At 62.5% G+C, this 26,053-nt stretch carries 28 protein-coding genes; 15 read left to right on the forward strand and 13 right to left on the reverse strand.

Annotation, left to right across the window (positions count from 1 at the left end; all coding sequences use genetic code 11):
• The first annotated feature begins 4 nt into the window (after nucleotides 1-4).
• On the forward strand, nucleotides 5-724 hold the full coding sequence (locus ACYG9R_RS18720) for a gamma-glutamylcyclotransferase (protein ID WP_023705875.1): 720 nt from the start codon (nucleotides 5-7) through the stop codon (nucleotides 722-724).
• A gap of 20 nt (nucleotides 725-744) precedes the next feature.
• On the opposite strand, the gene ACYG9R_RS18725 is transcribed toward ACYG9R_RS18720, so the two are convergent.
• The 3 genes from ACYG9R_RS18725 to ACYG9R_RS18735 form a co-directional block, all read right to left on the reverse strand.
• Entirely contained in the window at nucleotides 745-1,533 is a 789-nt protein-coding gene (locus tag ACYG9R_RS18725; protein WP_023683749.1) for an extensin-like domain-containing protein, read from the reverse strand.
• 132 nt (nucleotides 1,534-1,665) lie between these two features.
• On the reverse strand, nucleotides 1,666-2,742 hold the full coding sequence (locus ACYG9R_RS18730) for an extensin-like domain-containing protein (RefSeq protein ID WP_023823430.1): 1,077 nt from the start codon (nucleotides 2,740-2,742) through the stop codon (nucleotides 1,666-1,668).
• A 198-nt stretch (nucleotides 2,743-2,940) separates the two neighbouring features.
• Nucleotides 2,941-3,366 carry a DUF3775 domain-containing protein gene (locus tag ACYG9R_RS18735; protein ID WP_023683751.1) on the reverse strand — a complete coding sequence of 142 codons (426 nt, stop codon included), beginning with the start codon at nucleotides 3,364-3,366 and terminating at the stop codon, nucleotides 2,941-2,943.
• 229 nt (nucleotides 3,367-3,595) lie between these two features.
• Here ACYG9R_RS18735 and ACYG9R_RS18740 point away from each other — a divergent pair, with 229 nt between their 5' ends.
• Nucleotides 3,596-4,132, forward strand: coding sequence for a tetratricopeptide repeat protein (locus ACYG9R_RS18740; protein ID WP_023705872.1), 537 nt, complete (start codon nucleotides 3,596-3,598; stop codon nucleotides 4,130-4,132).
• A gap of 288 nt (nucleotides 4,133-4,420) precedes the next feature.
• Nucleotides 4,421-4,894 (forward strand): transcription elongation factor GreA, encoded by a 474-nt coding sequence (gene greA / locus ACYG9R_RS18745; protein WP_023683753.1) that lies wholly within the window; start codon nucleotides 4,421-4,423, stop codon nucleotides 4,892-4,894.
• Between the two features lie 23 nt (nucleotides 4,895-4,917).
• Here greA and waaC read toward each other — a convergent pair whose 3' ends face one another.
• From waaC to rfaD, 3 genes are read right to left on the reverse strand one after another with little or no spacing between them, the layout of a single operon-like run.
• A complete protein-coding gene (gene waaC / locus ACYG9R_RS18750; protein WP_023683754.1) occupies nucleotides 4,918-5,892 on the reverse strand; it encodes a lipopolysaccharide heptosyltransferase I in 975 nt (324 codons plus the stop codon).
• Complete coding sequence (gene waaF, locus ACYG9R_RS18755; RefSeq protein WP_023695762.1) at nucleotides 5,889-6,896, reverse strand: lipopolysaccharide heptosyltransferase II; 1,008 nt, start codon at nucleotides 6,894-6,896, stop codon at nucleotides 5,889-5,891. The genes waaC and waaF overlap by 4 nt, the downstream gene beginning before the upstream one ends.
• Nucleotides 6,869-7,819, reverse strand: a complete 951-nt coding sequence (gene rfaD / locus ACYG9R_RS18760; protein WP_023683756.1) for an ADP-glyceromanno-heptose 6-epimerase — start codon at nucleotides 7,817-7,819, stop codon at nucleotides 6,869-6,871. Before rfaD ends, waaF begins: the two co-directional genes overlap by 28 nt.
• Before the next feature lie 134 nt (nucleotides 7,820-7,953).
• On the opposite strand from rfaD, the gene ACYG9R_RS18765 reads away from it, so the two are divergent.
• From ACYG9R_RS18765 to ACYG9R_RS18785, 5 genes are all read left to right on the forward strand, one after another.
• A complete protein-coding gene (locus tag ACYG9R_RS18765; RefSeq protein ID WP_023823431.1) occupies nucleotides 7,954-8,586 on the forward strand; it encodes a LysE family translocator in 633 nt (210 codons plus the stop codon).
• A gap of 124 nt (nucleotides 8,587-8,710) precedes the next feature.
• Entirely contained in the window at nucleotides 8,711-10,204 is a 1,494-nt protein-coding gene (rfaE1, locus tag ACYG9R_RS18770; protein WP_023671976.1) for a D-glycero-beta-D-manno-heptose-7-phosphate kinase, read from the forward strand.
• Between the two features lie 8 nt (nucleotides 10,205-10,212).
• Nucleotides 10,213-10,785: a D-sedoheptulose-7-phosphate isomerase gene (locus tag ACYG9R_RS18775; RefSeq protein WP_023817628.1), complete on the forward strand. Its 573-nt coding sequence runs from the start codon at nucleotides 10,213-10,215 to the stop codon at nucleotides 10,783-10,785.
• The gene (locus ACYG9R_RS18780; protein WP_023823432.1) at nucleotides 10,778-11,431 is read left to right on the forward strand and encodes a D-glycero-alpha-D-manno-heptose-1,7-bisphosphate 7-phosphatase; all 654 of its coding nucleotides are present in this window, start codon (nucleotides 10,778-10,780) and stop codon (nucleotides 11,429-11,431) included. Before ACYG9R_RS18775 ends, ACYG9R_RS18780 begins: the two co-directional genes overlap by 8 nt.
• 206 nt (nucleotides 11,432-11,637) lie before the next feature.
• Nucleotides 11,638-12,618 (forward strand): phosphodiester glycosidase family protein, encoded by a 981-nt coding sequence (locus ACYG9R_RS18785; protein ID WP_245260033.1) that lies wholly within the window; start codon nucleotides 11,638-11,640, stop codon nucleotides 12,616-12,618.
• 423 nt (nucleotides 12,619-13,041) lie between these two features.
• Here the strand turns inward: ACYG9R_RS18785 and ACYG9R_RS18790 are convergent, their stop codons facing one another.
• Nucleotides 13,042-13,518 (reverse strand): Lrp/AsnC family transcriptional regulator, encoded by a 477-nt coding sequence (locus tag ACYG9R_RS18790; RefSeq protein ID WP_023689719.1) that lies wholly within the window; start codon nucleotides 13,516-13,518, stop codon nucleotides 13,042-13,044.
• A gap of 255 nt (nucleotides 13,519-13,773) precedes the next feature.
• On the opposite strand from ACYG9R_RS18790, the gene trxB reads away from it, so the two are divergent.
• Both trxB and ACYG9R_RS18800 read left to right on the forward strand, forming a co-directional pair.
• Nucleotides 13,774-14,748 (forward strand): thioredoxin-disulfide reductase, encoded by a 975-nt coding sequence (gene trxB, locus ACYG9R_RS18795; RefSeq protein ID WP_023823434.1) that lies wholly within the window; start codon nucleotides 13,774-13,776, stop codon nucleotides 14,746-14,748.
• A gap of 80 nt (nucleotides 14,749-14,828) precedes the next feature.
• A complete protein-coding gene (locus ACYG9R_RS18800; RefSeq protein WP_023823435.1) occupies nucleotides 14,829-15,725 on the forward strand; it encodes a LysR family transcriptional regulator in 897 nt (298 codons plus the stop codon).
• Between the two features lie 22 nt (nucleotides 15,726-15,747).
• Here the strand turns inward: ACYG9R_RS18800 and ACYG9R_RS18805 are convergent, their stop codons facing one another.
• From ACYG9R_RS18805 to ACYG9R_RS18815, 3 genes are all read right to left on the reverse strand, one after another.
• On the reverse strand, nucleotides 15,748-16,245 hold the full coding sequence (locus ACYG9R_RS18805; protein ID WP_023823436.1) for a methyltransferase family protein: 498 nt from the start codon (nucleotides 16,243-16,245) through the stop codon (nucleotides 15,748-15,750).
• Nucleotides 16,246-16,970: 725 nt separating this feature from the next.
• A complete protein-coding gene (locus ACYG9R_RS18810; RefSeq protein WP_023823437.1) occupies nucleotides 16,971-19,022 on the reverse strand; it encodes an elongation factor G in 2,052 nt (683 codons plus the stop codon).
• Nucleotides 19,023-19,271: 249 nt separating this feature from the next.
• Complete coding sequence (locus tag ACYG9R_RS18815; RefSeq protein WP_023823438.1) at nucleotides 19,272-20,129, reverse strand: alpha/beta fold hydrolase; 858 nt, start codon at nucleotides 20,127-20,129, stop codon at nucleotides 19,272-19,274.
• A 146-nt stretch (nucleotides 20,130-20,275) separates the two neighbouring features.
• Between ACYG9R_RS18815 and ACYG9R_RS18820 the strand changes: the two genes are divergently transcribed.
• Complete coding sequence (locus ACYG9R_RS18820) at nucleotides 20,276-20,827, forward strand: methyltransferase family protein (protein ID WP_023724921.1); 552 nt, start codon at nucleotides 20,276-20,278, stop codon at nucleotides 20,825-20,827.
• 48 nt (nucleotides 20,828-20,875) lie between these two features.
• Nucleotides 20,876-21,271 carry a (R)-mandelonitrile lyase gene (locus tag ACYG9R_RS18825; protein WP_023711180.1) on the forward strand — a complete coding sequence of 132 codons (396 nt, stop codon included), beginning with the start codon at nucleotides 20,876-20,878 and terminating at the stop codon, nucleotides 21,269-21,271.
• 59 nt (nucleotides 21,272-21,330) lie between these two features.
• On the opposite strand, the gene ACYG9R_RS18830 is transcribed toward ACYG9R_RS18825, so the two are convergent.
• On the reverse strand, nucleotides 21,331-22,533 hold the full coding sequence (locus ACYG9R_RS18830) for a pyridoxal phosphate-dependent aminotransferase (protein WP_023823439.1): 1,203 nt from the start codon (nucleotides 22,531-22,533) through the stop codon (nucleotides 21,331-21,333).
• A 274-nt stretch (nucleotides 22,534-22,807) separates the two neighbouring features.
• On the opposite strand from ACYG9R_RS18830, the gene ACYG9R_RS18835 reads away from it, so the two are divergent.
• Both ACYG9R_RS18835 and ACYG9R_RS18840 read left to right on the forward strand, forming a co-directional pair.
• The gene (locus ACYG9R_RS18835; protein ID WP_023683766.1) at nucleotides 22,808-23,707 is read left to right on the forward strand and encodes an EAL domain-containing protein; all 900 of its coding nucleotides are present in this window, start codon (nucleotides 22,808-22,810) and stop codon (nucleotides 23,705-23,707) included.
• Nucleotides 23,704-24,564 carry an EAL domain-containing protein gene (locus ACYG9R_RS18840; protein ID WP_023689726.1) on the forward strand — a complete coding sequence of 287 codons (861 nt, stop codon included), beginning with the start codon at nucleotides 23,704-23,706 and terminating at the stop codon, nucleotides 24,562-24,564. Before ACYG9R_RS18835 ends, ACYG9R_RS18840 begins: the two co-directional genes overlap by 4 nt.
• Nucleotides 24,565-24,664: 100 nt before the next feature.
• Here ACYG9R_RS18840 and ACYG9R_RS18845 read toward each other — a convergent pair whose 3' ends face one another.
• The gene (locus ACYG9R_RS18845; RefSeq protein WP_023671961.1) at nucleotides 24,665-24,865 is read right to left on the reverse strand and encodes a hypothetical protein; all 201 of its coding nucleotides are present in this window, start codon (nucleotides 24,863-24,865) and stop codon (nucleotides 24,665-24,667) included.
• Nucleotides 24,866-25,095: 230 nt separating this feature from the next.
• The gene (locus ACYG9R_RS18850) at nucleotides 25,096-25,308 is read right to left on the reverse strand and encodes a cold-shock protein (protein ID WP_015316174.1); all 213 of its coding nucleotides are present in this window, start codon (nucleotides 25,306-25,308) and stop codon (nucleotides 25,096-25,098) included.
• A 298-nt stretch (nucleotides 25,309-25,606) separates the two neighbouring features.
• Here ACYG9R_RS18850 and ACYG9R_RS18855 point away from each other — a divergent pair, with 298 nt between their 5' ends.
• Nucleotides 25,607-25,933, forward strand: coding sequence for a hypothetical protein (locus tag ACYG9R_RS18855; RefSeq protein WP_023823440.1), 327 nt, complete (start codon nucleotides 25,607-25,609; stop codon nucleotides 25,931-25,933).
• Nucleotides 25,934-26,053: the final 120 nt, after the last annotated feature.

The following is a 26,053-nucleotide window of genomic DNA, read 5'->3' on the forward strand; positions in this document are numbered from 1 at the left end:
AGGAATGGATAAGAAGCCGGTGGGTCGCAGCTCGATGGCATTGACTGCGGACCTTGTCGCAAGGGTCGAGCGTGTCGAACCGGATCCGGGTCCCGAGCCCGGAACAACCGAGCATACAGACGCGGAGTTCGATAGTCTTGTCGAGCAACTTCTGTCGGAGCATCGGCCTGAAGCGCTATGGGTCTTTGCCTACGGGTCGCTGATCTGGAACCCCGAATTTGCCCATGTCGAGCAGCGCCCGGCCACGGCGCCAGGATGGCACCGCTCGTTCTGCCTGACGCTGACCCGTTGGCGCGGAACCCGTGATTTGCCGGCGCTGATGCTGGCGCTCGATCGAGGCGGCAGCTGCAACGGCATCGTCTATCGGCTGCCCGCGGAAGACCATGTCGGGCAACTTGGCCAGTTGATGCGCCGCGAGATCGATGCCAATCCGCCGACTAACGTGCCATGCTGGATCAAGGTCAAGACCAAGGATGGGCCGTTGCGGGCCTTGGCTTTCGTCGCCGCGCCAGACGGCAGGGCCTATGCCGGCCGGCTGCCATTGGAGCAGGTTGCCGACACGCTGGCGCGGGCTGCCGGGCATTGGGGCTCGTCGGCTCAATACCTGTTCCGAACCGTCAGCAAGTTGGAAGAGAGCGGTATCCGCGACAGGAACCTTTGGCGCATCCAGGATCTGGTGGCCCAGCAAATCATCGCTTCCACCAGGAACGCCAATCCCGACTGATTTCTGAACGGTGAAACGCCTTAGCGGCAGGCGCGGTAGCCGCTTTTGCGGTTCTTGATGTCGAAATGGAAATGGTTGCGGTGATCGTAATTGTAGCCGGGACCGAGCACGGTGGTGAAATACTGGCAGCCGTCGGCACGCACATTGTTGAGGAAGCCGCGGGTGCGGAAGGCAAACAGGCCGGGCTTGCGCACGTCGATGTCGTCGCCGTTGTTGAGCTCGATGCTCATGACGTCGAGGGCGTTGCCCTTGCCGTGCTCGGACAGGACACCTTCGCCGGCGATGTTGCGGCAGGAATAGCTTGAGCCCTGGTGGATGGTCTTGACGCCCGAGAAATAGCGCCAGCGGGCGGAGGGAACCAGTTCGTTGCTGGTCCAGGCGGCGAAACTTGCGGCCATGTCGCAGGTCAATGTCGCGGCGGGCTTCATCTGGATGCCGCCGATGGCGGAGACCTTGACCGGCCAGTCTATGCCGCACTGTCCCTCATGGATCGGCTGGACATCGGTGTAGACGACGCGAAGGCGCTTCAGCTCGCCACGGCAATCGGTTTCGCTGGCCGGCATCTGCTGCGGCTCCGACATCGGCTCGTCCATGCGCGGATAGGCGGCAGTCATATAGGGATTGGACGGGACGAGCTTCTGCATGCCTTCATATTGCGGCACGGCCGCGGTCTGCGAGCCGACATCGACGGCCGGCTGCAGCGACAGCACGCTGCCAGTGTTGCAAGCCGAAACGGCGGCCAGCGCAAGACCGGTGGCCAGTATCGCTGCGCTTTTTGCCTTCGCGGCGGCGCGAAATATTGCGGCCATGGGCGGAATCCTGTCCTTGATCGATGGGATTTTAACGATCAAGGGTAAAGGAAAACTCAGCGTCCACGTTCATGCCTGCGGCCGAAATGCGGCAGCCAGACCATTACCGGCATGACGATCACTGGAGGGCCATTACTGGCAGAAAGTGCCACCATTCCGGCGCGGTTCGAGATCGAGATGGAAATGCAGGGAATGGTCCGGGTCCGCGCCCGGCCCAAGCACGGTCTTGAACGGTCCGCAGGCGGCCTTGCGCACCGCATTGAGGAATTTGCCGTCCTTCTCGGGCGGCGTTGGACCGACTTCGACCTTTCTGCCATCCGACAACGTGAAGCTGGCAATATCGAGCGCATTGCCGAAGGCATGTTCCGACAGATGGCGCGTGCCGTTGCGCGGCCGGCAGACAAAGGCCGATGCCTGGTTGATCGATTTCAGGTCGGCGCCGAACTCGGCTTTCGCCGCAGGCTGGATGATTTCGGCGGCAAAGCGGGCTGCCGCCTCGGCCATCGGGCAGTTGAGTTCGGTCGTGGGTCCGATGGCGATGGATTTTCCGAGCGACTTCAGCACCAGGGGATAGGGGATCGAGCAGCCGATGTCGGGATTGCTTTCCGCCTTATGCTCCTCGAATTCGACACCAAGGGCCATCAGCCGCTCGCGACAGGCGACTTCCGCCGCCGGCATTTTTGCATCGGGCACTTCGGCCGAGCGCGCATCGGGCAGCATCTTCTTGTCGCCGGCATCGGGTTTTTCAGGTGGTTGCGGAGCAACGGCCGGCGGCTGAGCTTCAGGTTCCGAAGTGTCTGGCTTTTGTGTCGGAATCGGCGCCGCGGCCGGCGGCTCGGGCTCGCTTTGCCTATCGGTCGACGGCTTCGGGGCTGACGGTCCGGGCCGCGCCTGCTTTTTAAAACGGGACTTTTCTTCGTTGAATCGATCGTCATTGGACCGGTTGGGCGCGCCAAGGGGGTTCGGACCTTCGGCCTTTTGCTTTTCGATCGGTGCCGCGCCGGTCTTCGGCGCCTCTGAAGGACGCGCCTCGGGCAGCGGGACAACGCGCGAGGGCTGCACCGGAACATCGGCGGGCGAGGGCTCTTTATCCGGGGTCTTTTGTTCCACCTGCTTTGGCGTGATGTGCCGCTGTGGCCTGGGCTTCTGGCGGTGTTTGCTGCGCGGCTTAGGATGCGAGTCGACCCGCGGTGAAAACAGCTGCTCCAACCGCTGTGACAGCGGCGTGTAATGCTTCTTGCGCTGTTTGGCGTCGGCTTGCGTCAGCAGGGGCGTCAGCAGCAGAGCCGTGACGACCATGACCAGTGCAACCCTGCATGTTCGGGAAAGTACAACAGACCCCATCGTCCTCAACGGCGCGAACGCCCGGAGGTTGCCTGCGGCCCATCACGAACGGTAACGACGTCGTTACGCGCCAATCGCTTCCAGCCCTTCTTCCAGCCAGTCGGCCAAAAGCGGCATGCCGAGCAGGTATTTCGCCGTGCGCTTGTTGGCGCGGTCGCGCGCGGCGGCAACCGCATCGGACCATTCCGCTGCGTCATAGTCGCCGCGGCCGACCCAGGCCAGCGCGATCAACTCGGCCGCCTCGTCGACGTTGAGGTCGTTGATCAGCTCGCGCAGCTCTTCCTCGGTGAGGTCTTCCGCGCTTTCCTCCGCCAGACCGTCATGGTGGTGATTGGCATGTGATTCACCATCGAGCTCGACCTCATGCTCGGCACCGTCGGCATAGTCTTCGTTGACGGCAGCACTCAGTCCCTTTGCCTTGAGAATGAACAGGCGCACGGTGTCCGGGCCGATCGATAGCTCCCATTCCCGCTCACGGCGCTGTTGCACTCTCGGGCACCCCCGCTGATCATTTCCCGAATGATAGCGGATTTGCAGCGCGCGTCACGTCATGTTCTGATCCCTGGCTCCCGCCTTTGACCGAATTCAGGTTAGGCACGGCCGCACAAATAGTTTCGGCGGCTGCGGGTTTCCGGGATGAAAAGTCTGCACCCCGGCGTTAGCTTTTCATTATCGTCATTTTCCCTCAAGATCGTCATTATCCCTGAAGGAGGCTTCGATGCATAAAAGAGTGTTGATCCAGGCGGCTGCGGCGCTTGTCGCGCTGCAGTTCTTTGCGGTTCCGGTGTTTGCGGCCGGCGGCGGTGGCGGTGGTACCGAGACCACCACCCAGTGCAAGAAGGGGCAGGTCTGGGACAAGAAAAAGCAGAAATGCGTCGCGCCGAAGTACGGCATGCTGGACGACGACAACATCTACGATGCTGGTCACGACCTGGCCATGGCCGGGCGTTATGACGAGGCGATCGCCGTGCTCAGCCTTGCCGCCAACAAGCAGGATCCACGCATCCTCAACTATCTCGGCTATTCGCATCGCCATTCCGGCCGTGTCACCGTCGGCCTCGGCTATTACGAGGAAGCGCTCCGCATCAACCCGGATTACACGCTGGTGCGCGAATATCTCGGCGAGGCCCATCTGCAGATCGGCGATCTGGTCGGCGCCCAGGCGCAGCTGGCCGAGATCGAGAAGCGGACGGGCAAAGATTCGCGCGAATACGGCATGCTGGCCGAACAGATCTACCATTTCATGAGAAGCTGACCCCACCCCAACGGCTTCTCTGGGCCGGCTGCGAGCAATCGCAGCCGGTTTTTGTTGTCGCAACTGCAACACGCTGCACATGCCGTGACGGCAATTGCGCAAGTCGGCTCATGATTTTTCAAAAAGCCTGCTTTTTCAGCGTGAAAAACGCGCGAGGATCGCTATATTGGGGAAAATTGCGGTGAAACGGTTCCGTTAGCCCGAGGCTGCCGGACCCGTTTTCTTTTTATACCCATCGACAAGGCTTTCCCCGAAATGCGGGGGTGGCGGCAGGAAAGGTCAGGCATCATGAACAAGGTCCCGATGACAGGCGAGGGGTTCGCGTCATTGAAGGAAGAACTGCGCTGGCGCCAGCAGCAAGAGCGGCCGCGTATCATCGAGGCGATCTCCGAAGCGCGCTCGCATGGCGACCTGTCCGAAAATGCCGAATATCATGCCGCCAAAGAGGCGCAGAGCCTCAATGAGGGCCGTGTCAACGAACTGGAAGACTATATTGCTCGGGCCGAGGTGATCGACGTCACCAAGCTTAGCGGCGACAAGGTCAAGTTCGGCGCCACGGTGGTGCTGGTCGACGAGGACACCGAGGAAAAGAAGACCTACCAGATTGTCGGCGACCAGGAAGCGGATGTGAAATCGGGCCGTATTTCGATCTCCTCGCCGATCGCGCGCGCGCTGATCGGCAAGGAAGTCGGCGACGCCATCGAGGTCAACGCCCCCGGCGGCGCCAGGGGTTATGAGATCGTCCAGGTGCAATTTATCTAGCACCTCAGAATTGCTGGAAGGTCCTATGCCGAAGCTTGGAGCTTAAGGGCTAATAGCTTTTCTGCTTCCGGCACCACCTGTGCCGGCATGAGGCGCTCCCCCGCTGCGGCCAGCAACGTTGAGGCATATTGCCCGCGCGGGCCGGTCAAACCCGGCTCGGTCGCCAGGAACACCGCGACCGTCGGCAGGCCGAAGGCGCTGGCGAGGTGGGTCAGACCGGTGTCGGCGCCGATAACCAGCGTCGAGCGGCCAAGGATCGCGGCAATGTCTGCCAGCGGCGATCTCGGCACCACGATCGTTGACGGCACGGCTTTCGAGATCGCCTTGGCCACCGCCTTCTCACGCTCGTTCGACCAGGTGGTGACCGGCGTCATTCCGCTACCAACCAGCAGGCGAGCCGTTTCGATCCAGTCTTCGGCGGGCCATTTCTTGTCCTCGCGGCTGGTGCCGTGCAGCAGGAAGGCCGTCTTGCCGTCAATGCCGGCCAGGCCGCCGGGAGGCGGCACAATCCCGGATGCGAGCGCCGAAAGATCGGGCTCGTAGCCGAGCGCCAGCCCGAACAGCCGGCGCGTGCGTTCGATGGCGTGCAGGTTGCGCGGCACGGCGTATTTGCGCTGGTAAAACAACGTTGCCGAGGGCTCCCGCGCGCTTGCGCGGTCGAAACCTGCGATTGGTGCCGCTGCCTGTTTCGCAACCAGGGCCGATTTCAGCAGCCCCTGCGCATCGATGACGAGGTCGTACTCGCCTGCTTGCAGAGCGCGGCGCAAGCTTGTCGCCTCCCGCCATGTGCCGGCGTTGAACAGATGCTTGCGCCAGCGCCGGATGGCGACGGTATGGATCTTTGCTATCGCCGGATGCAGCGCGACGATGCCGGCAAAGGCCTCTTCGACGCACCAGTCGAAGGCGATATCGGGGCGCTTGCGGCGTGCATCTTCGACGGCGGGGAAGGTGTGGATGACGTCGCCCATCGAGGAGGTCTTGACGATCAACACCTTCATGCGGCGGCCGGGAGTTCCAGCAACCTGTCCGCCGCCGCTGCCACTCGGGCAACGTCCAGCGTCTTCAGGCAGTTGAGGTGGCCGAGCGGACAGACCTTCCGGTGGCAGGGCGAACAGGACAGATGCAACCAGATCAGTTCGCGCTGTTCAGCCAACGGCGGCGTGTTTTCCGGCGAGGTCGAACCGTAGACGGCAACGACCGGCGTGCCGACGGCGGCCGCGACATGCATCAGCCCGCTGTCGTTGGACACCGCCAGCCTGGCCGCGGCGATCAGGTCGATGGCGTCCTCCAGCCGTGTCTTTCCTGCCAGATCGACGACACCGGGCGCGAGTGCTGCGATCTCGGCGGTGACGTCGCGATCGTTCTTCGAGCCGAACAACGCGACCTTGAATCCTTTCGCCATCATCTCTCCGGCGAGGCCGGCATAGCTTTCGCTAGGCCAGCGTTTGGCCGGACCGAATTCGGCGCCGGGCATCATGGCGACGAATTTTCCCGGCTGCACTGCGAAGCGAGCGAGCAGATCTTTCTGATTGCCGGCGTCGACGGTGAGCCGCGGCGGCCGGAAATGTCCGCCTTGGGCGAGGCCAAAATAGGCCTGCGCGGTGCGCCGTTTGACGGCATCGGGCAGCGGCACGATGTCGGTCAGCAGGCCGTAGCGCATTTCCCGGAGATTGCCGAAGCGGCGGGGGATGCGGGCAAAGAACGGGATCAGCGCCGATTTCCAGCTGCCCGGCAGGACGTAGGCCATGTCGTAGCGGCCGCGCAGCAGGCGGCCGAAGCGGCGGCGAATGGTGAATTCGAGCGCGCCCGGTTGCAGCGGGAAATCGATCTGCTGGCGAATCTCGGGCATGCGCTTGACCAGCGGGGCCGCCCAGGCCGGGGCCAGCACGTCGATGGCGGCGTTGGGATGGACGTCCTTCAGCGCTGAAAACAGGCACTGCGCCATGACCATATCGCCCACCCAGCGTGGGCCGATCACGAGGATCGTTGGGCTTTCAGCCATTCGACATAGTCTCTGACGCCGGTTTCCACGCTGCGGAATTGCCCATTATAGCCGGCTGCGCGCAAGCGGGACATATCAGCCTGGGTAAAACTCTGGTAGCTGCCCTTGAGGTGATCGGGGAATTCGATGAACTCGATCTCGCCCTGGCCCAGCGTATCGATCACGGTCTCGGCAATGGCGCGGAACGGCTGGGCGCGGCCGGTGCCGCAGTTGAAGATGCCGCTCGAGCCGCGCTTCCACAGCCACAGATTGACGTCGGCGACATCGCCGACGTGAATGAAGTCGCGGCTTTGTTCGCCGGGGCCGAAGCCGTCATGGGCGCCGAACAGCTTTGGGTTTTCGCCGCGCCCGACCTGATTGAACAGATGGAAGGCGACCGAGGCCATGGCGCCCTTGTGCGCCTCGCGCGGGCCATAGACGTTGAAGTAGCGCAGGCCCGCGACCTGCGAATGATCGGTGTCGAACACGGTGCGCCTGACATAGTCGTCGAATAGTTTCTTCGAATAGGCGTAGACGTTGAGCGGCCGCTCAAGTGCGGGATCCTCGCGAAACTCCGAACCGCCGCCGTAGACGGAAGCCGAGGAGGCATAGAGGAACGGTATGCGCAGCGAAAGACAGCCATGCAGCAAGCGCTTTGAGAAGGCGTAGTTCACGTCCATCATGAACTTGCCGTTCCATTCCGTGGTGGTCGAGCAGGCGCCCTGGTGGAAGACGGCCTCGACGCGGCCTAGGTCGCCGGCTTCCAAGGTGGCCAAGAATTCGTCCTTGTCGAGATAGTCGGCTATCTGCAAATCGGCCAGGTTGGCGATCTTGTGGCCGTCGGTGAGGTCGTCGACGACGAGGATGTCATCATGGCCTTCGGCATTGAGTGCGGCGACGATGTTGGAGCCGATCATGCCGGCCCCGCCCGTGACGATGATCATGAAGGCCTCTGGTTGCTTGCGATTCCGGTCCTTATAAGGGAGGGCAGCCGGGCTGTCGATGAAGCACCACGACGCCATAGTGAGACCGCGGAGCGGCCCGCTTTATTCGAGGCCCGCAAGCTAGGGGACAAAAAATGCCGTCGACCGAACTGCTCATTGCGTTTTTCGCCACCACGGCGATCTTTGCCTATATTCCAGGACCGGCGATGCTCTATGCCGCCGCGCAGACCATGGCGCGCGGGCGCTGGTCGGGGCTGACGGCGGCACTTGGCATCCATCTTGGCGGTTATTTCCATGTCTTTGCGGCTGCCGCCGGGCTGTCGGTGCTCTTCCATGCGGTGCCGCCGCTCTACATGGCGGTCAAGCTCATCGGCGCGCTCTATCTGATCTGGCTTGGCGTGTCCTTGTTCCGCAAGCGCGGGGACGGTGACACGGCGCTGCCGGCGATCGAGCGCAAATCGGCGCGCCGGGCATTTTTCGAGAGCATCACCGTCGAAGTGCTCAATCCGAAGACGGCGATCTTCTTCATGGCGTTCCTGCCACAGTTCATCGATGCCTCGGCGGGTTTCCCGGTGTGGCTGCAATTCGTCGTGCTGGGCACCATCGTCAATTTAATGTTCTCTTCGGCAGATATTGTCTGCGTGTTGCTGGCAGGCATGGTGATCGCCCGGCTGAATCGCTCCAGCCGTGCGCAGCGCATCATGCAGAGGGCGGGCGGGGCGGTGCTGGTCGGACTGGGCGTCCACGTCGCGTTGCAGAAGAGCTGACGGCCGCCCTGACGTTGCGCTGCGCGGATTTGCGGTATATCGGCTTCGCCATGAACGATCCGGCCCGTAAATTGACAATTTTCAGCGTGATTGAGGTCGGCCTTTCCCTCGCATTGCCAGTGACATGATCAAGCACAATCCGCCTTCGCCCGAACCTTTGCACCGCGCCATTGCCCGCTTTGGCGACGTTGCCGTGCTGGTGGTCGGCGACTTCATCCTCGACCGTTTCGTCAACGGCGTCATCGAGCGCATCTCGCCGGAAGCGCCGATCCCGGTGCTGCACGGGCGCGGCGAGACCTCGACGATGGGCGGCGCAGGCAACGTTGTCGCCAACATCGTCTCGCTGGGTGCCAGCGCTATTCCCATATCGGTGATCGGCACCGATGTGGCCGGCGACAATCTGGTGCGCATGCTGCGCGAACTCGGCGCCGATACGGCTGATATGGCGCAGGAGCGCGGTCGCATGACGTCGTCGAAGAGCCGCTTCAGCGCGCTCAATCAGCAGGTGCTGCGCTTCGATGAGGAAGAGATCAAGCCGCTCGACGACAAGGAACGGGCGGACCTGGTCCGGCATTTTCGCGCCGCACTCACGCGCGCCGACATCGTCATTCTGTCCGACTATGGCAAGGGCATCTTGCTCGACGGCGTCGCCGCCGACCTGATCGCCATCTGCCGCGAGGCGGGAAAACCGGTGCTGGTCGATCCCAAGGGCCGCGACTATGCGCGCTATGCCGGCGCGACCGCCATCACGCCCAACCGCAAGGAGCTTGGCGAAGCTGTCGGTCGCCCGGTTTTCGCCGACGACGAGATCGTCGCGGCGGCACGCCAGCTGATTTCGGCACATGGCTTCGACTTCGTCGTCGCCACCCGCAGCGAAAAGGGCATGAGCGTCGTCGGCGCGGATGAGGCGCGCCACATCGCCACCCAGGCGCGCGAAGTGTTCGACGTTTCGGGCGCCGGCGATACGGTCATCGCGAGCTTCGCGCTGGCTCTGGCCGCGGGCGCCGATCGCGTCATGGCCGCCTCCATCGCCAATGCCGCCGGCGGTGTGGTGGTGGGCAAACGCGGCACCGCGCGGCTGACCGTGGAGGAACTCACCGGCGCGCTGTTCCGCTCGCACGGCCCCACCGCCCACAAGGACGCCATCCTCGACGCCGCATCGGCCGCGCGCATGGTGGCGGCGTGGAAGGACGAGGGCCTGAGCGTCGGCTTCACCAATGGCTGCTTCGATATATTGCATGCCGGCCATGTCAGTCTTCTCCACGCGGCGCGCAGCCAGTGCGACCGGCTGGTGCTCGGCCTCAACAGCGATGCCTCGGTGCGTCGGCTGAAAGGCGCCGGGCGCCCGGTCAACGATCAGCATGATCGTGCCTGCGTGCTCGCCGCCCTGGCCTCGGTCGATGCGGTCGTGGTGTTCGAAGAGGATACGCCGCTGGCGCTGATCGAGGCGCTTCTGCCCGACATTCTGGTCAAGGGCGCCGACTACACGGTCGAAACCGTTGTCGGCGCCGATGTGGTGCAGAAGGCGGGCGGGCGCGTCGTCCTGGTCGACCTTGTCGCCGGCAAGAGCACCACCGGCACGATCGGCAAATTGCGCGCCGGCGGCGGTACCAACTGAGGGATTTCATGTCCGGACTGAATGACTATCTGGTCCGCTCGGCGGCCGCGATCACCGCGACAGTCGAGCGTGACCTGACCGCCGAGATGGAACGTGCTGTGAGTGCGGTCGTCGCCGCGCTTTCCTCGGGCAAGGCGCTGCTGGTCTGCGGCAATGGCGGCTCGGCCAGCGACGCCATCCACATTGCCACCGAACTGGTCGGCCGCTTCCTTAAGGAGCGCAAGGCCTACAATGTGATTGCGCTGCCGGCCAACGCGGGCATGCTGACCGCCTGGGGCAATGACTATGGCTTCGACACCGTGTTTTCGCGCCAGGTCGAAGCGCATGGCGCGGCCGGCGGCGTGCTTCTGGCGATCTCGACCAGCGGCAATTCGCCGAGCATTCTGGCTGCCGCCGAACAGGCGCGCATGATGGGCATGACGGTGGTCAGCCTCACCGGCGACGGCGGCGGCAAACTGAAGCCGCTCACCGACATCCTGCTCAACGTGCCCTCGACCTCGACGCCGATCGTCCAGCAGGGACATCTCTGCCTCTACCACTATCTGTGCGAAGTGGTCGAAGCGCGCCTCAGCGATGGCTGACAGCGGCGCCTCCGGCCCATACCCGCTGGCTGCGCCCGGCCTGTGGGTCGAGCGAGTCGGTTCGCGGGTGTTTCCAGCCAACGCACCGGCGCTGTTCCTCGACCGCGACGGCACCATCAATGTCGATACGGGCTATCCCGACGATCCAGCCAAGATGGCGCTGCGCGACGGCATCGTGCCGGTCATCGCGGCGGCCAACCGGGGCAACATCCCGGTGGTCATCGTCACCAACCAGTCCGGCATCGCGCGCGGCTATTTCGGCTGGAAGGAATTTGCCGCGGTCAACGGCCGGGTTCTCAAGCTGCTTGCCGCTGGCGATGCCTTCGTCGACATGGTTCTGGCCTGCGCCTACCACGAGGCGGGCAGCGGGCCACTGGCGGTCGCCGACCATCCAATGCGCAAGCCCAATCCGGGCATGCTGCTACAGGCCCGGCAGCGTCTCGGCCTCGATCTCAAGCGCTCGCTGATAGTCGGCGACAAGGCCGCGGATATGCAGGCCGGACAACGTGCCGGCCTGCCGCGCGGCTGGCTGGTGGATGGCGAGGGAAGTAATGAGCCGGGCTTCGAGGTTCTGCCGCTGCGCAACCCCGATGATCTGGAACGGCTTTTGAGGGCTGTCGAGTCGCTCGGATCGAGACTGATTTAGCTTTCCGGATCTGTTGCGACGCAATCTCAATGGGTTAGCTTGAGCGTTTCACCGTTTCGCAGAAACGGCGAGCCGATCCATTTCTTTGCTTTGACGCTATTCCCCAGGAAAGCACCACGCTCTTTTGCGGAAAAACTGCAGAGATCAGACATCATTCAAGCAAGAAATTTGCAGATGTCATTCCATCGAAGAACGAGGGGAATTCATTGAAGAAAGCAATCTCTGTTGCCGTTGTCTTGTTGATATTGGCTGTGCTTTCAGCCGTGGGGTATGTCTGGCAAAAACACGGCGTGTATGGGCTCAATGCACTTCTTCGCCGCGGCGGAAGCTACTGGATCGCCGTTGCACCCGACGATGCGCGTCTCTCGCCTGCCATGCAGCTTGCGTTGAAATCGGAAATTCCTGATGTGACCGCTGGAGCCAGCTCATGGAATGAAACCGAGCCTGGATTCCAGGTCAGAGAAATCCCCGTCATGGCGGGCGACCGTGAAATTGACCGGCTCTATCTCAACCGTTTCGATCCAGCCAAATTCCGTTTCGTTGCCCGTAACGAGCCCAGTGGTGCCAAGGACATCGACCAGTGGGAAGCGGCACTCAATCCACAAGGCACAGGCGGCACCGTTCTGATCGTCAATGGCAGTTATTTCGGACTGAAGGGCGAAGCCGACACGCCCTTTGTCAGCATGGGTGCGAGGCTCGGGCCGGATGAATACGATGCGAAGGCCGGCGCCTGGTTCGTGAATGCCTCCGGCACGCATGTGGTCGATCTCAATTCACGTGACTGGCGCGCAGTCACGGAGAATGCCGAAAACGCTATGGTTTCCTATCCATTGCTTGTCGGTGAGGACGGCCGCAACAATGTACGCGCCAAGAGCAACTGGTTGGCCAACCGCACCTTTATCGCGGAAGATCGTCAGGGCTGGATCATCGTCGGTTCGACCAAGGACGCTTTCTTCTCGCTGGACCGGCTAGCAAACTTCCTGTTGCAGACCGACCTCGATCTCAAGACGGCGCTAAACCTCGATGGCGGGCCTGTTGCCTGCCTCAGCGTCCGCTCTGGGAACTACCGGTTGAAACACTATGCCAAGTGGGAAGCCCAGGTCGCGGATGGCGACGTCTCACTGCTTCAAGCACCGCTAGATGTGCCCTGGGGATTGCCTGTTGTACTCACGGTGGAGCGCAGGTAGCAGATCCTGCCCTTGGCAGGGTGGGTCAAAGTACTCCCGATTCCGTAGCTGAAACCGGATGGCATATTCAACCTTGGCCGCTCATGTTCACGCAATCTGACCCGGAATACCCTACGATTTCGGCGCCAGAATTCGCTTTCTGGCTCATATTCGTCGTCAACATAATTGTGATCGGCGCGGCGTTTCTCGCGTCAAAAAACATTTTCCGTCTCAAATGGTTGCCGCATGTCATCACATTCGTCTGGCTTGCTTGCTCACCTATTTTGCTAGCCTTTTTAGCTTTGCCGGAGATGTCCCCTGGTGAGAGCCCCGGCCCTGGCGACGGCTTCATTCTTTTGCCAGTTGTCGGAGAGGTAGCAGTGTGTCTGTTGGGGTATGTCTTGGTCGGCGTCGCACATGCTTTTTCGAAGTTAATCTCGCTTATCAGGCGCTGAACGCCACCAGCCCTTCGTCCTTGACGCGGCGGATGGTCAGCGCGGTGCGCACCGTGTCGACATTGGGGGCCGAGGCCAGTTCTTCAATGACGAAGGTCTGGAACGTGCCGAGATCGCTCGCCACGCAATGCAGCAGGAAGTCGGATTCGCCCGAGACCATCCAGGCGTCGCGCACGATCGGCCAGCCGCGAGTGCGCTCGGCGAAAGCTTTGAGCTCCGCATCGGCCTGGTGATGCAGGCCGATCAGGCAGAAGGCGACGACGTCCATGCCGAGCGCCGGCGCGTTGAGCAAAGCGCGATAGCCTCTGATGATGCCGGTTTCCTCCAGCCGCCGGACGCGGCGCAGGCAGGGCGGCGCGGAAATGCCGACGCGGCTCGACAGTTCGACATTGGTCATGCGCCCATCGGCCTGAAGCTCGCGCAGAATCTTCCAGTCGATGGCGTCGAGGTCGGCTTTCAGGGGCATGGCTGTCTCAGCTTAAGCGCAAGAATCTTTCGCGATCTCGTCCTTAAACGACTTTTGTGGCGATGCCAGCCCTTGGTCGGGCGATTTCGCAACCGTACGAAAGCGGCCATTGCGCGAATAAGCCCGTAGGCCGAAGCTTTCCGGGGACGACGGCCTGATTGTCTTGCTGGTGTGGTTGGCAACCCTTACATTACCAGCAACATTTCACGTCGTTTTCCAAGGCACACTCGATTGTCTGCCCCGCAGAGGCTTTAGATGACCACCAAGCACGCGCCTGTCCTTATCATCGGTTCCGGCCCGGCCGGCTATACCGCCGCAGTCTACGCCGCGCGCGCCATGCTCAAGCCGATGCTCGTAGCAGGCTTGCAGCAGGGCGGGCAGCTGATGATCACCACCGATGTCGAAAACTATCCAGGCTTCGCCGATCCGATCCAGGGCCCGTGGCTGATGGAGCAGATGCTGAAGCAGGCCGAGCATGTCGGCACCGATATCATCAACGACATCATCACCGAGGTTGACCTCAATGTGCGGCCGTTCCGCGCCACGGGCGATTCCGGCACCACCTACACGACCGACGCGCTGATCATTGCCACCGGCGCACAGGCGAAATGGCTGGGCATCCCCACCGAACAGACCTTCATGGGCTTCGGCGTGTCGGCCTGCGCCACCTGCGATGGTTTTTTCTATCGCGGCAAGGATGTCGCTGTCATCGGCGGCGGCAATTCGGCGGTGGAGGAGGCGCTCTATCTCTCCAATCTGGCGAAGAGCGTGACCGTCATCCACCGGCGCAACGATTTCCGCGCCGAGCGCATCCTGCGTGAGCGGCTGCTGAAAAAGGACAATGTCCGAGTCATCTGGGACACGATCGTCGACGAGATCACCGGCCGGCCTGGCAAGACGCCGCTGCCGCCTTCGGTCGAAGGGCTGAAGCTCAGAAATGCGGTGACCGGCGAGGTCACCCATCTCCAGGTGGACGGCGTGTTCGTGGCGATCGGCCATGCGCCGGCGGTGGAATTGTTTGTCGGCAAGCTGAAGCAGAAGCCGAACGGCTATTTGTGGACGGCGCCGAATTCGACCCGCACCGATGTGCCCGGCGTGTTCGCCGCCGGTGACGTAACCGACGACATCTACCGTCAGGCGGTGACCGCCGCCGGGCTCGGCTGCATGGCCGCGCTCGAGGCGGAAAAATACCTGGCCGGCATCGAGGTGCACCGCGAAGCGGCGGAATAAAATCTATCAAGACGGCGTCGCAAGCCGTTCAAAAGCCTGATTTTTCATTCAGACGCCAAGAACAGAACGAGGGGAATTCAATGGCGTTGGACTGGGACAAGCTTCGCGTGTTTCACGCAGCGGCGGAGGCTGGGTCGTTTACCCATGCCGCCGAGACTTTGCACCTGTCGCAATCGGCGATTTCACGCCAGGTCAGCGCGCTCGAGCATGACGTCGGGGTGCCGCTGTTCAATCGCCATGCCCGCGGCCTGGTGCTGACCGAGCAGGGCGAAATGCTGTTCCGCACGGCGCATGACGTGCTGATGAAGCTGGAGACCATCAAGTCGAAGCTGACCGAGGCCAAGGACCGTCCCTCAGGCGTGCTGAGGGTAACGACCACGGTCGGGCTCGGCGCCGGCTGGCTGACCGAGCGGGTGCAGGAATTCATCGAGCTCTATCCCGAAATCAGCCTGCAGCTGATCCTCGCCAATGAGGAACTCGACCTCACCATGCGCCAGGCCGACTGCGCGATCCGACTGCGTCAGCCGCAGCAGCCCGACCTGATCCAGCGCCGCCTGTTCACCGTGCATTTCCACCTCTATGCCTCGCCGGCCTATGTCGGCAAGCACGGCAAGCCGTCCTCGGTCGCCGACCTGAAGAACCATCGCATCGTCACCTTCGGCGTGCCGGTGCCGTCGCATCTGTCGGAGCTGAACTGGCTGGAAACGATCGGCGATTTCGAAGGCGGGCAAAGGGTGCCGACGCTGCAGATCAACGACATCTTGTCGATCAAGCGCGCCGTTCAGGGCGGCGCCGGCATCGCCATGCTGCCCGACTATGTGATCTCCAAGGAGTCGGATCTGGTGCAACTGCTGCCGGAGACCGAGGTGCCGTCCTTCGACACCTATTTCGCCTATCCCGATGCAATGAAGAACCAGGCCAAGCTGCACGTCTTCCGCGACTTCATCATCGCCAAAGCGCGCAGCTGGTCATTTTAAACATGCCCTTGGGAGGTGCTGGTCACCCCCGCCAAGGCGTCAGCCGTGGCAGCCAGCCGGGAACATTGCGGCGGTAGGTCTCGTATTCGCCACCGTAGCGGCGGGCGAGAGTCGGCTCCTCATAGAACCTGACGAAAGAGCCCATGACGATCGCGCCGATGGCGGCATAGGTAGCGAGGCTCCAGCTTGAAAACAGCAACGCCTGGCCGAGGATGATCGACAGCACGGCGACATACATCGGGTTGCGGACATGGCGGTAGACGCCGCCGATCACCAGTCTCTCGGTGGGTGCTACAGGCGCCGGCGTGCCCAGGCCTTCGAGCGCGAAGCGGGCAAAGGAATGGACGAGCAGGGCGATGGCCGCGACGATCAGGAGGGAGCCAGCCGGCACGAAGCCGGGCACCGTCGACAGCGGCAGACGGTAGCGGTCCGTCAGCAGCCAGGGCACCAGCCCGGCGACGACACAAGGTGCGGCGATGAAGAAGACCGCGCTGCCGGCGATCGCCTGGGGTGTCCGCATGTCAGGTCTCCCTTCTTCCGGCCGACCCTTCCCATCCCGCTGCCGCAAAAATAAACGCCTGCTGCCCGATTCAACGTCATTCGGCTTTTTGCCCGCGAGCGCGAGAATCAGCCCGACTTGCGGTTCTGCGAAGGCAACAGCACGGTCGCGCCATTCATTTGGCAACTTTTCGTGGTCCTATGGCCCCTAGACATGGGTTAGACCACAGCCTGTACCTTTTTGCATGCGTGTGTTGCAAAATAGATGCTTGTTTCTTGGGCATGAACAGCACATATATAGATCATCTCCTGGGCGCGTTCTCCTCCCATTAGCGCCCTCGAGTGTTCCCCTCTGGAGGTTAGCCTTAACAGGCACTTCCAATCAAACTCAGCCGGATCTTCATTGATCCGGCTTTTTTGTTTCCGGGCCTGCCGTAGCCAGCGAAAAATCGAGCAAAATCGCCGCGTAACAGTGACATGTAACCTCAGGTAACATGCCGCAAGCGCCATTCATCGTTTAAGCAGATCATAGGACGCGGTGTGGTTCGACCGGGAGATGGGGGCATCACTCGGAAGATCCGGGCTCAGGCGGCTACCGCGTCCGAACCTATTCGTCTGCCAGTGCCGTATGGCGCGGCGGATACGTGCGGCGGACCTGCCGTTTTCCTCCCAAGAAGACGGTCCGCAATAAGAGCGGCGTCCGGGTCATCCGGGCGCCGTTTTTTGTGCGGATCATCCTTTGGCCTGTCAGGCAGCCTTGCCGTTGGCGTTCATCGCCTCGTCGGCCAACCGTCCGGTCAGCTCGGCCATGTGATCGAAGGCGCAACGATAGCTGGCGACGCCGGAGGTCGCCGAGCGCAGTTCGATGATCAGGTCGCCGATCTCGGCCTGCGGCATGGTCGCCTCCACGACATCCCATCCCGGCCAGTCAGGCCGCGCGTCGTAGCCAAGGATCTGGCCGCGCCGTTGCGGGATCAGCGCGATGATCTTCGAAGTGGCTTCGGACGGCGTGACGATCTCGACCTTCATGACCGGCTCGAGCAGCACCGGCGAGCAGGCCGCCATGCCTTCCTTCATGGCCAGCTTGGCCGCCATCTGGAAAGCCATGTCGGAGGAATCGACGGCGTGGTAGGAGCCGTCGGAGAGGTTGACGGCGACATCGACCACAGGGAAGCCGAGCGGGCCGGATTTCAGATAATCGCGCACGCCGGTTTCGACCGACTGGATGTAGGTCTTGGGCACGACGCCACCGGTGATGGTGTCCGAGAACTGAAAGCCGGAGCCGCGCGGCAGCGGCTTGATCTCGATCACCACATCGCCGAACTGGCCATGACCGCCGGACTGCTTCTTGTGGCGGCCGCGCTGCTGCACCGTCTTTCGGATCGTCTCGCGATAGGGGACGGCAGGCGCATGGCCTTCGACCGGAATCTGATTCTTGCCTTCCAGCCGCTCGCGCACGACCCGCAGATGCATCTCGCCATGGCCGGACAGCACGGTCTCGGCCGAGTCCTGGTTGTGGCGCAAGGTGAGCGAGGGATCTTCCTCGGCCAGGCGCTGGATGGCCGCCGACATCTTGACCTCGTCCTTGCGCTCCTTCGGCCGCAGGGCAAAGGCAAAGACCGGCTGCGGCGGCGTCAGCGTGACCAGCGGCTTGATACCGCCCTTCGTGGAGCTCAACGTCTGGCCGGTCTTGACCTCGTCCAGCTTGCCCAACGCCACCGTGTCGCCGGCCTTGGCAGCGGTGAGCTTGGACTGGTCCTTTCCGAGCATCTTGTAGATGCCGGAGACCTTCGCCGTCTCGCCATTCGACAAATAGAGTTCGGCGGCATCGGCGATTTGGCCGGAGAGTACGCGCGACACGGACAGCTTGCCGCCATGCGCGGTGTGGATGGTCTTCATCACCTGGACCACGGTGTGATTGCCGTCGGGGACGCCGAGCCGTTTGCGCGTTGCCTCGACATCCGGTGCGTCATGGCGGATCGCCTTCAAAAGGCGCAGCACGCCGTTGCCTTTTTCGGCGGTGCCGATCAGCACCGGCGTTATGGCGCCGGCGCGCAGGTCGGCGGACAGATCGTCGAAAACCGCGTCTTTCGGCGGCTCGATCTCCTCCAGCAACTGCTCCATCAACTGGTCGTCATGGTCGGCAAGCGTCTCCAGCATGGAGAAGCGAGCCTCCAGTTCGCGCGCCTTGTCGTCAGTTGGAATTTCGGCAACCTGGCTTTCGGCATATTCGCGGTAGATGTAGGCGCGCTCCAGCGCCAGGTCGATCGAACCGATCACCACATTGTCCTTGCGCAGCGGAATCTGGCGCAGCAACAGCGGCGCCGCGCTCGTCGGCTGCAGCATCTTCAGCGTATCGCGTACGCCGGCGATTGCCTTGTCGACCTTGTTGAGGAACAGGATGCGCGGCACGCCGAGATCGTCGAGCTTGCGAATGATGAGCTGCAAGGCTGGGATCTTCTTCTCGTCGGCCTCGGCGACGACCACCGCGAGATCGCAGGCTGCCAGCACCGGCTCGGCCTCGAAGGAGAATTCGATCGATCCGGGACAGTCGACGAAGGTGATCTGCTCGCCCATGAATTCGGTGGTGGCAAAGGTCGCCTCGACGCTCATGGCGTGCGCCCGCGCCTCGGGCGAATGATCGGAAACGGTGCTTCCCGATGAAACGGGATTTTGGCGGGGGATGGCGCCCGTACGGGCGAGGATGGCTTCGAGAAGTGTCGTCTTACCGCTTGCAAAGGGACCGACTATGGCAATGCATTTCGGTCCCGTGCGTCGTCCTCCGGCGCGAGTACCCATGGCTGACCTCCACTCAGGCGTTGCCCTTGGAAGCGATCAGCAAAAGTGGAAACGTTTTGCGCCGATCGCACCCTGTCGTGAGCGGCGGCCGGCCTGTTCGACCGTCGCGGGCGGGGTTGTTTTCATTTAGCCACCTGCCCAACCCATCGTCCCACGGGTTAGCCGGCAGGGCAAGGAAAATAGAAATTACACCTCAGCCGCCATCAGGCGGAGAGGGCGAGAGCCCGGCTCAGAAACCGTCAGAAGATTTCAGCTGGCCTGGGTGCGGCGCGCCGGCGTGGCTGCACTGTGCTTCACCACCGTCTCGGCGTAGCGCGACAGCAGCGGGTTGAACAGGTCTGGGCGTTCCCAGAACGGTGCATGGCCGGCGCCTGATATGACATGGCATTGTTCCCACAGCGAGCCATAGGCCACCGTCTCGAAGTAACTCAGCCGCACCAGCGGATCATGCTCCCCATTGATCACCGCAACCGGGAACGGGGCGTGCTCGACCACCTGTTTCTGGTCGGCGCCCTTGCCGGCAAACATGCTGCGCGCCACGCCGGCGCGAAGCCGGCCGTCGGTGCGCCTGATGGCTTCGCGGAAAGACGGACTGGCGGTGTCGCCGAAGCAAAGCGCCTCGAAGCGCTCGATGTCGCGTTCGGAGTAGACCTTCTTGGAGGCCAGCAGCATGTCCCAGTTTGCGTGAAAGCCGCGCAGCATACCGAACGGCCCCCTCGACACCGGCGGCGCTCCGGTCAGCACCAGGCCGTTCACCGCATGGTGGAAGCTGGCAAGTTCGACCGCCACATGGCCGCCGAGCGACCAGCCGAAGATGATCGCTTGGCTGATGCCCAAAGCGTCGAGAAGCCGGGCTGAGGTCTGGGCAAGGCCGGTAATCGTATAGGCGGTCGCGGGGTCGCGGGCATCGGAGGACTCGCCATGGCCGGGAAGGTCGAAGGCGATCAGCCGATGGGCATCGGCAAGCGGGCTGTCGAACTGACGGGCAAACACGGCGCGCGAACTGCCCGAGCCATGGATCATGACGATGGGCATGCCGGACCCAGACGACTGGCTGAGGCGCAAGTCGGCCTGCGGCGTGCGGATGGTGCGGTGAGTGATGCTCATGCTGGATTAGACCTTGAGATTTGCCTGACCGCCAACATCGCATCGCTGGCTCTATATGTTCTTTAAACATGTGGTTAAGAATCGATTTCTAGAAATCCACCATCGGCGTGACCGCCGGCTCCATCGCAACCCGCGGAATCCCGACAATGGAACCAGTCCTCGATCTTCTTGTCTCGATCTGCAGCATCGCGACGCTTGGCCAATATGTCTGGTCGATGCGGGCGCATTTCCAATCGCAGGCGATGTCTCCAGGCGCCATGGTGATTTCGGCGGCGGTCATCGCCACGGCGCTGTTCTTTCTCGCCATCCTTTGGATCCAATCGCAGCCGGGTTCGGCAAAGCTCACCGGACTTGCCGTCGAACTGGCGAGCTCTGCCCTGTTCTGGTGGGCGATTGTCACGTCGCGCAAGGCGCGATTGCGCTTCGCCTTCGCACCCGACGATCCGCACAGCCTGCTGACCGACGGCCCCTACGGCCATGTCCGCCACCCCTTCTATACGTCCTACATCGTCTTCTGGATCGGGTGGGGGATCGCGACCTGGTCGATCTGGGCGGTGGTGCCGGTCGCCGGAATCGCTATCCTCTATGTGTTTGCGGCGCTGGACGAAGAGAAGAAATTTTCGCGCACGCCGCTGGCCGGAGCCTACGCGGACTATCGCGTACGTGCCGGCCTGTTCTGGCCCCGGCTGGGGTGGTAGCCGGCACCGGGGCAGGGTAGGTTCTGCCAAACTTAGGGGTCACCAGAGATGAAGATCATTGCCTGCGGCAGCGTGCCGACCATCATCGCACCGGAGAAGTATTTCACTGGCCGCGTGCTGCAGACGCCCATCATCGAGAAGGAAGCGCCGGCGCGGCTGCGGGCCACGCTGGTCAGCTTCGAGCCTGGCGCGCGTACCCACTGGCACACGCATCCGCTCGGCCAAACGCTCTATGTCACGTCGGGCGCCGGCCTTGCGCAGACATGGGGCGGGCCGATCCAGCAGATCAAGGCGGGCGACGTGATCTCGTTCGAGCCGGGCGAGAAGCACTGGCACGGCGCGGGTCCAAAGACGACAATGACCCACGTCGCCATGCAGGAAGCGCTGGACGGCGTCCACGCAGATTGGATGGAAGCGGTCACCAGCGAGCAGTATGGCGGCTGAGGTCTGCTCCTGACAAAAACCCGGCTCGAAGCCGGGTTTCATGTCTCGGTGCCGCCAGTTCAGCTCAGCGATGCAGTGAATCGCTGGATGCGCGTGCAGGCTTCCTCCAGCAGGCTCTCCGACGTGGCGTAGGAGATACGGAAGTTGGGGCCGAGGCCGAAGGCCGAGCCGAACACCACCGCGACACCCTCGCCTTCGAGCAATTCGGAGCAGAAAGTCTCGTCTGTGTCGATTATCTTGCCGGCCTTGGTCTTCTTGCCAATCAGCTGGGCGCAGGACGGGTAGACATAGAAGGCGCCTTCCGGCGACGGGCAGGTTATGCCGCGCGCCTGGTTGAGCATCGACACGACGAGGTCGCGACGGCCCTGAAAGATCGCCTTGTTCCTGGCGACGAAATCCTGCGGGCCGTTGAGCGCCTCGACCGAGGCCCATTGCGCGATGGTGCAGGCGCCCGAGGTCTGCTGGCCCTGGATCATGTCCATCGCCTTGATCAGCTGGACGGGACCCGCGGCGTAGCCGATGCGCCAGCCGGTCATGGCGTAGGCTTTCGAGACGCCGTTCATGGTCAGCGTGCGCTCGTAGAGTTTCGGCTCGACCTCGGCGATCGTCCTGAAGACGAAGTCGCCATAGGTCAGGTGCTCGTACATGTCGTCGGTCAGTGTCCAGACATGCGGATGCTTCAAGAGCACGTCGGCCAGCGCGCGCAGCTCGGCTTCCGTGTATGCGGCGCCGGACGGGTTCGACGGCGAGTTCATCAACAGCCATTTGGTCTTCGGCGTGATCGCCTTTTCCAGCACGGCGGGAGTGAGCTTGAAACCATTGTCGATCGAGGTGTCGGCGAACACCGAGGTGCCGCCGCAGATCGCCACCATTTCGGGATAGCTGACCCAATAGGGGCGGGGGATGATGACCTCGTCGCCTGGGTTCAGCGTCGCCATGAAGGCGTTGAACAGGATCTGCTTGCCGCCGGTGCCGACAATGGTCTGCTCGGGCTTGTAGTCGAGATTGTTCTCGCGCTTGAATTTTTTTGCGATCGCCTCGCGCAGCGGCGCGATGCCCGAAACCGGCGGGTATTTGGTCTCGCCGCGGCGGATCGCCTCGATCGCCGCATTCTTGATGTTGTCGGGCGTGTCGAAATCCGGTTCGCCGGCGCCGAGGCCGATAATGTCGCGGCCGGCATTTTTCAGCTCGCGGGCTTTCTGCGTCACCGCGATGGTGGCGGAAGGCTTTACGCGGGCAAGGGCGTCGGCAAGAAAGGCCATGACCAGATATCTCCAGAGGGGTCGGCGCAACCGCAAACAGCTGCGGCGCTTCTCATGTCGCATCGACCCGGCAAGTGCAAGCATTGTCGGATGAGCCAGGGTCAAGGACCCGTGGAGATCGGCTTTTTGGAGCGCGTGCATGACGGTTTCACTCTGCGTTGCGGGCTCTGCAATCGACGCCTATCCCCGGCAAGACTAAATTCATCAACGGCCGCTAAAACCTTTGACGGCAGGATCGCCAGCCATTTCGCCTGTCTCGCGGAGCGAGGGACCCTTGTCGCGCAGCACCGGGCTTGCCCACATCATCCGTCACGATGACGGCACCGCTTCAGGTGTCTGGGGTCCCTACACGCTGCAGAGCGCCTTTCAGCCGATCTTCGCCTTCAAGGACGGCAAGCTCTCGATCGCAGCGTTCGAGGGGCTGATCCGGCCGTTTCGTGACGGCGAGCCGCAATCGCCGATGAACTTCTTCCGCACCTGTCCGGCCGGCGACCGCCTGCATATCGAGGCGCTGACGCGCACGCTGCATTTGCTCAATGCCGGCGCCTGCCTGCCGCAAGAGGCTTCGATCTTCGTCAATTTCGATCCGTCGGTGTTTACCGAGCGCTCCATCGCCGACAACGCGTTGCGCGACATGCGGCTGGTGCTGCACGAAGCCGGGATCGATCCGCGCCGCATCGTGTGCGAGGTGACCGAGCAGAAGTCGGCGTCGCAGGAAACGCTCTACAGCTTTGTCGAGGCGCTGCGGGCCAATGGCTTTCGCATTGCCGTCGACGATTACGGCGCCGATGAATCCGACATCAACCGCATCAAGGAGCTCAAGCCCGACATCGTCAAATTCGATGCGCACTGGATCACGCAGCTCATGGAATCCGGCGCCGGCTTTGCCCTGCTGACTGCCATGGTGACGAACTTCGAACTACAGGGCATCCGCACGGTGTTCGAAGGCATCGAGGAAGGCTGGCAGCTTGAACTAGCCGAGAAATCCGGCGCATCGATGGTGCAGGGCTTTGTGCTGGCAAAGCCGGAACTGGCGCCGACCAGCTTTCGCGCTTTCGGCAAGGATACGCAGCCGTCTGTCGCGGCGGCCGAGCCTGGCAAGACGCCTGCCGGCCCGACTGCAGCGCCTCCGGCGCGGCCGGGCAGGGTGTTCGGGCGCAGGACCGGGCCATGACCGGGCAGCGCGAGAGGCGTCGCGATATCGGCGAAGCGATCTTTGCCGACGAGGTCGGCATCGAATACGGCGTCTACGGCGCGTTCCGGCTGAAGAGCGCCTACCAGCCGATCTTTGCGCCACGCGGTGGCGCGTTGGCCGCGGTTGCCGTCGAGGCGCTGATCGAACCGCAGCGCGCTTCCATGCCGGTTGCACCGGCCATGTTCTTCGACAGTGTTGCGCCGGGCGACCGCCTGTTTGTCGAGACGATGTGCCGGATGCTGCATCTGAAAAACTTCCGCAACATCGGCGTCGACGGGCTCGACCTGTTCTTCAATTACAACCCGATGATCAACGATCATCTCGGGCGGGCGCTGGCCGAGATCCGGCTGATGACGCGGCATCTCGGCGATCTCGACCTGCATGCCGCCATGCTGGTCTGCGAGATCACCGAACAGGCGGCCGACGATAATGTGCTGGCCCCGCTGGTGCGCGAGATGCGGCGCCACGGCATCCGCATCGCCATCGACGATTTCGGCACCGGCCACTCGACCGCGGAGCGGATGAGCCTGCTTCAACCGGATATTGTGAAGATCGACGGCGGCTGGTTCGCCGAATTCTGCCGCCACGCTGCCGCCGAGCGCTTCTTCCGGCCGCTCGTCTCGTCGCTGCACGATCGCGGCGCCAAGGTGCTGGTGGAAGGCATCGAGCAATCCGTGCATCTGCGCGTCGCGCTGGATGGCGGCGTCGACCTGCTACAGGGGTTCCATCTCGGCCGCCCGGCGCTGGCCGGCACGATCTTCAACCGGGAGCCGCTGTCGATCGAGGCGCTGCTTGGCGCCGACAACAAGGTGGTGCCGCTGCATCTGCGGCGCTGATTTGTGCTCGCGCTTGCCGCCGCTTAGCGGCTCGTTCCGGACCGGACGCCAACGGGCGCGATGCCCGGTTGGGCTTGCGGCCTTCGGCCGTAGCGCGCATTCAAAGAGGGCGAACTCGGCCCGCGTGAAGTTCAGCCAAAGCCTGCTCGGCAAACTTATCCAGCCGGCCAGCCTTGGCGTCCGCCTCGATCTGCATATCCCACACCTCTGCCTGATACGCTGCGAACCATTTGGTAAAGGCCTTTAGTTCTTTGGTGTTCAGGGCTGCGATGGATCTTTCAATCTGTTCGAGCTTGGTCATGGGGCGAAACTAGCATGGCCATCGTCCAATTCCAGACAAACAAAAAGGCGGGATAAATCCCGCCTTCCCATTTTCGGTAGCCTGATCGGAGCTTTAAGTCCGGGCCGGCAGCTATCTGCTGATCCAGCTTGTCGGGTCTTTCTGCTCCAGCGCGCTTCTCGCGCGACCGTCAGTACATCCGTGACTTGCCGCGCGCCCCGAACTCTCGTCCGGCGCGCGCTATCGCAAAATCAGGCTGCCTTGCTCAGAGAACCAGCGGACGACTTGCCTGTGCGGCGGTCCTGCTCGATCTCGAAGTTGATTTTCTGGCCTTCGACCAGGGTCGACAGTCCAGCGCGCTCGACAGCGGAGATGTGAACGAAAACGTCCGCACCGCCCGAATCAGGCTGAATGAAGCCGAAGCCCTTGGTGGCATTGAACCACTTGACCGTACCAGTTGCCATATGAATAGTCCTCGCATTTGCTTTGGTTTGACCGAACCGAGGTTCAGCCGGTTTGTATCGAGATTTTGGAGATAGACGTCAGCAAACGCGAAGATCGCGAGGCCCGGATCGATCGGCCGAAATATCAATGGAGCTGATATAGGCGGGTTTCGCACCAAAAACAAGATGGCTCGAAAAATGGCGTTGCGGTGGCGCCGCCCAAAGGCCGCCCCAATCGCATGAAAGCGTCGAGCAATCGGGAAGACCGGGACGCCCGACGGCGTTAGTCCGGTTTTGGGAGACTGTCATGAAAACGGTTGTGAAAACCATTCTGCTTGCCGCCTGCCTGACGCTGGCGGCCGCCGAGGCGCAGGCGATCTCGCGCTACGACCCCACTCGTATGAGCTGCGACAGGGTGCAAGGCACGATCGCCCGCCAGGGCGCGGTCATCCTGCGCTATCAGTCCAGGCGCGTGCCGGGGCTGCCGCTCTTCGACCGCTATGTGCAGAGCCAGCAATTCTGCAATATCGGCGAGGTCAGGAAGCGCGCCTATGTACCGAGCGCCGATACCGAGTCCTGCCCGGTCTATCTCTGCAAGCGGGTCGAGAACGACCATTTTCACCGCCGCTTCCTGCGCCGTCATTAGGCATATTGATATTCAGGTGAGGCCGGCCTGCGAACGATGGTCTTCTGCGCGTCCGGTGCCCACGTACATTAAGTACGCTCCGCTCCGGTTCTCGAAGACCATAGTTCTCGGTGCGGCCTG

This window comes from Mesorhizobium sp. RSR565B (assembly GCF_054719465.1).

Coding starts and splice junctions, on each gene's coding strand:
- ACYG9R_RS18845 (WP_023671961.1), bottom strand. CDS start 24,865: ATGACCAAGCTCGAACAGATTGAAAGATCCATCGCAGCCCTGAACACC.
- ACYG9R_RS18830 (WP_023823439.1), bottom strand. CDS start 22,533: ATGGCCTTTCTTGCCGACGCCCTTGCCCGCGTAAAGCCTTCCGCCACC.
- ACYG9R_RS18850 (WP_015316174.1), bottom strand. CDS start 25,308: ATGGCAACTGGTACGGTCAAGTGGTTCAATGCCACCAAGGGCTTCGGC.
- ACYG9R_RS18725 (WP_023683749.1), bottom strand. CDS start 1,533: ATGGCCGCAATATTTCGCGCCGCCGCGAAGGCAAAAAGCGCAGCGATA.
- ACYG9R_RS18840 (WP_023689726.1), top strand. CDS start 23,704: ATGACCGGGCAGCGCGAGAGGCGTCGCGATATCGGCGAAGCGATCTTT.
- ACYG9R_RS18820 (WP_023724921.1), top strand. CDS start 20,276: ATGGAACCAGTCCTCGATCTTCTTGTCTCGATCTGCAGCATCGCGACG.
- ACYG9R_RS18740 (WP_023705872.1), top strand. CDS start 3,596: ATGCATAAAAGAGTGTTGATCCAGGCGGCTGCGGCGCTTGTCGCGCTG.
- ACYG9R_RS18810 (WP_023823437.1), bottom strand. CDS start 19,022: ATGGGTACTCGCGCCGGAGGACGACGCACGGGACCGAAATGCATTGCC.
- trxB (WP_023823434.1), top strand. CDS start 13,774: ATGACCACCAAGCACGCGCCTGTCCTTATCATCGGTTCCGGCCCGGCC.
- ACYG9R_RS18780 (WP_023823432.1), top strand. CDS start 10,778: ATGGCTGACAGCGGCGCCTCCGGCCCATACCCGCTGGCTGCGCCCGGC.
- ACYG9R_RS18775 (WP_023817628.1), top strand. CDS start 10,213: ATGTCCGGACTGAATGACTATCTGGTCCGCTCGGCGGCCGCGATCACC.
- rfaD (WP_023683756.1), bottom strand. CDS start 7,819: ATGATCATCGTCACGGGCGGGGCCGGCATGATCGGCTCCAACATCGTC.
- ACYG9R_RS18790 (WP_023689719.1), bottom strand. CDS start 13,518: ATGCCCCTGAAAGCCGACCTCGACGCCATCGACTGGAAGATTCTGCGC.
- rfaE1 (WP_023671976.1), top strand. CDS start 8,711: ATGATCAAGCACAATCCGCCTTCGCCCGAACCTTTGCACCGCGCCATT.
- ACYG9R_RS18825 (WP_023711180.1), top strand. CDS start 20,876: ATGAAGATCATTGCCTGCGGCAGCGTGCCGACCATCATCGCACCGGAG.
- ACYG9R_RS18800 (WP_023823435.1), top strand. CDS start 14,829: ATGGCGTTGGACTGGGACAAGCTTCGCGTGTTTCACGCAGCGGCGGAG.
- ACYG9R_RS18720 (WP_023705875.1), top strand. CDS start 5: ATGGATAAGAAGCCGGTGGGTCGCAGCTCGATGGCATTGACTGCGGAC.
- ACYG9R_RS18815 (WP_023823438.1), bottom strand. CDS start 20,129: ATGAGCATCACTCACCGCACCATCCGCACGCCGCAGGCCGACTTGCGC.
- waaC (WP_023683754.1), bottom strand. CDS start 5,892: ATGAAGGTGTTGATCGTCAAGACCTCCTCGATGGGCGACGTCATCCAC.
- ACYG9R_RS18765 (WP_023823431.1), top strand. CDS start 7,954: ATGCCGTCGACCGAACTGCTCATTGCGTTTTTCGCCACCACGGCGATC.
- waaF (WP_023695762.1), bottom strand. CDS start 6,896: ATGGCTGAAAGCCCAACGATCCTCGTGATCGGCCCACGCTGGGTGGGC.
- greA (WP_023683753.1), top strand. CDS start 4,421: ATGAACAAGGTCCCGATGACAGGCGAGGGGTTCGCGTCATTGAAGGAA.
- ACYG9R_RS18805 (WP_023823436.1), bottom strand. CDS start 16,245: ATGCGGACACCCCAGGCGATCGCCGGCAGCGCGGTCTTCTTCATCGCC.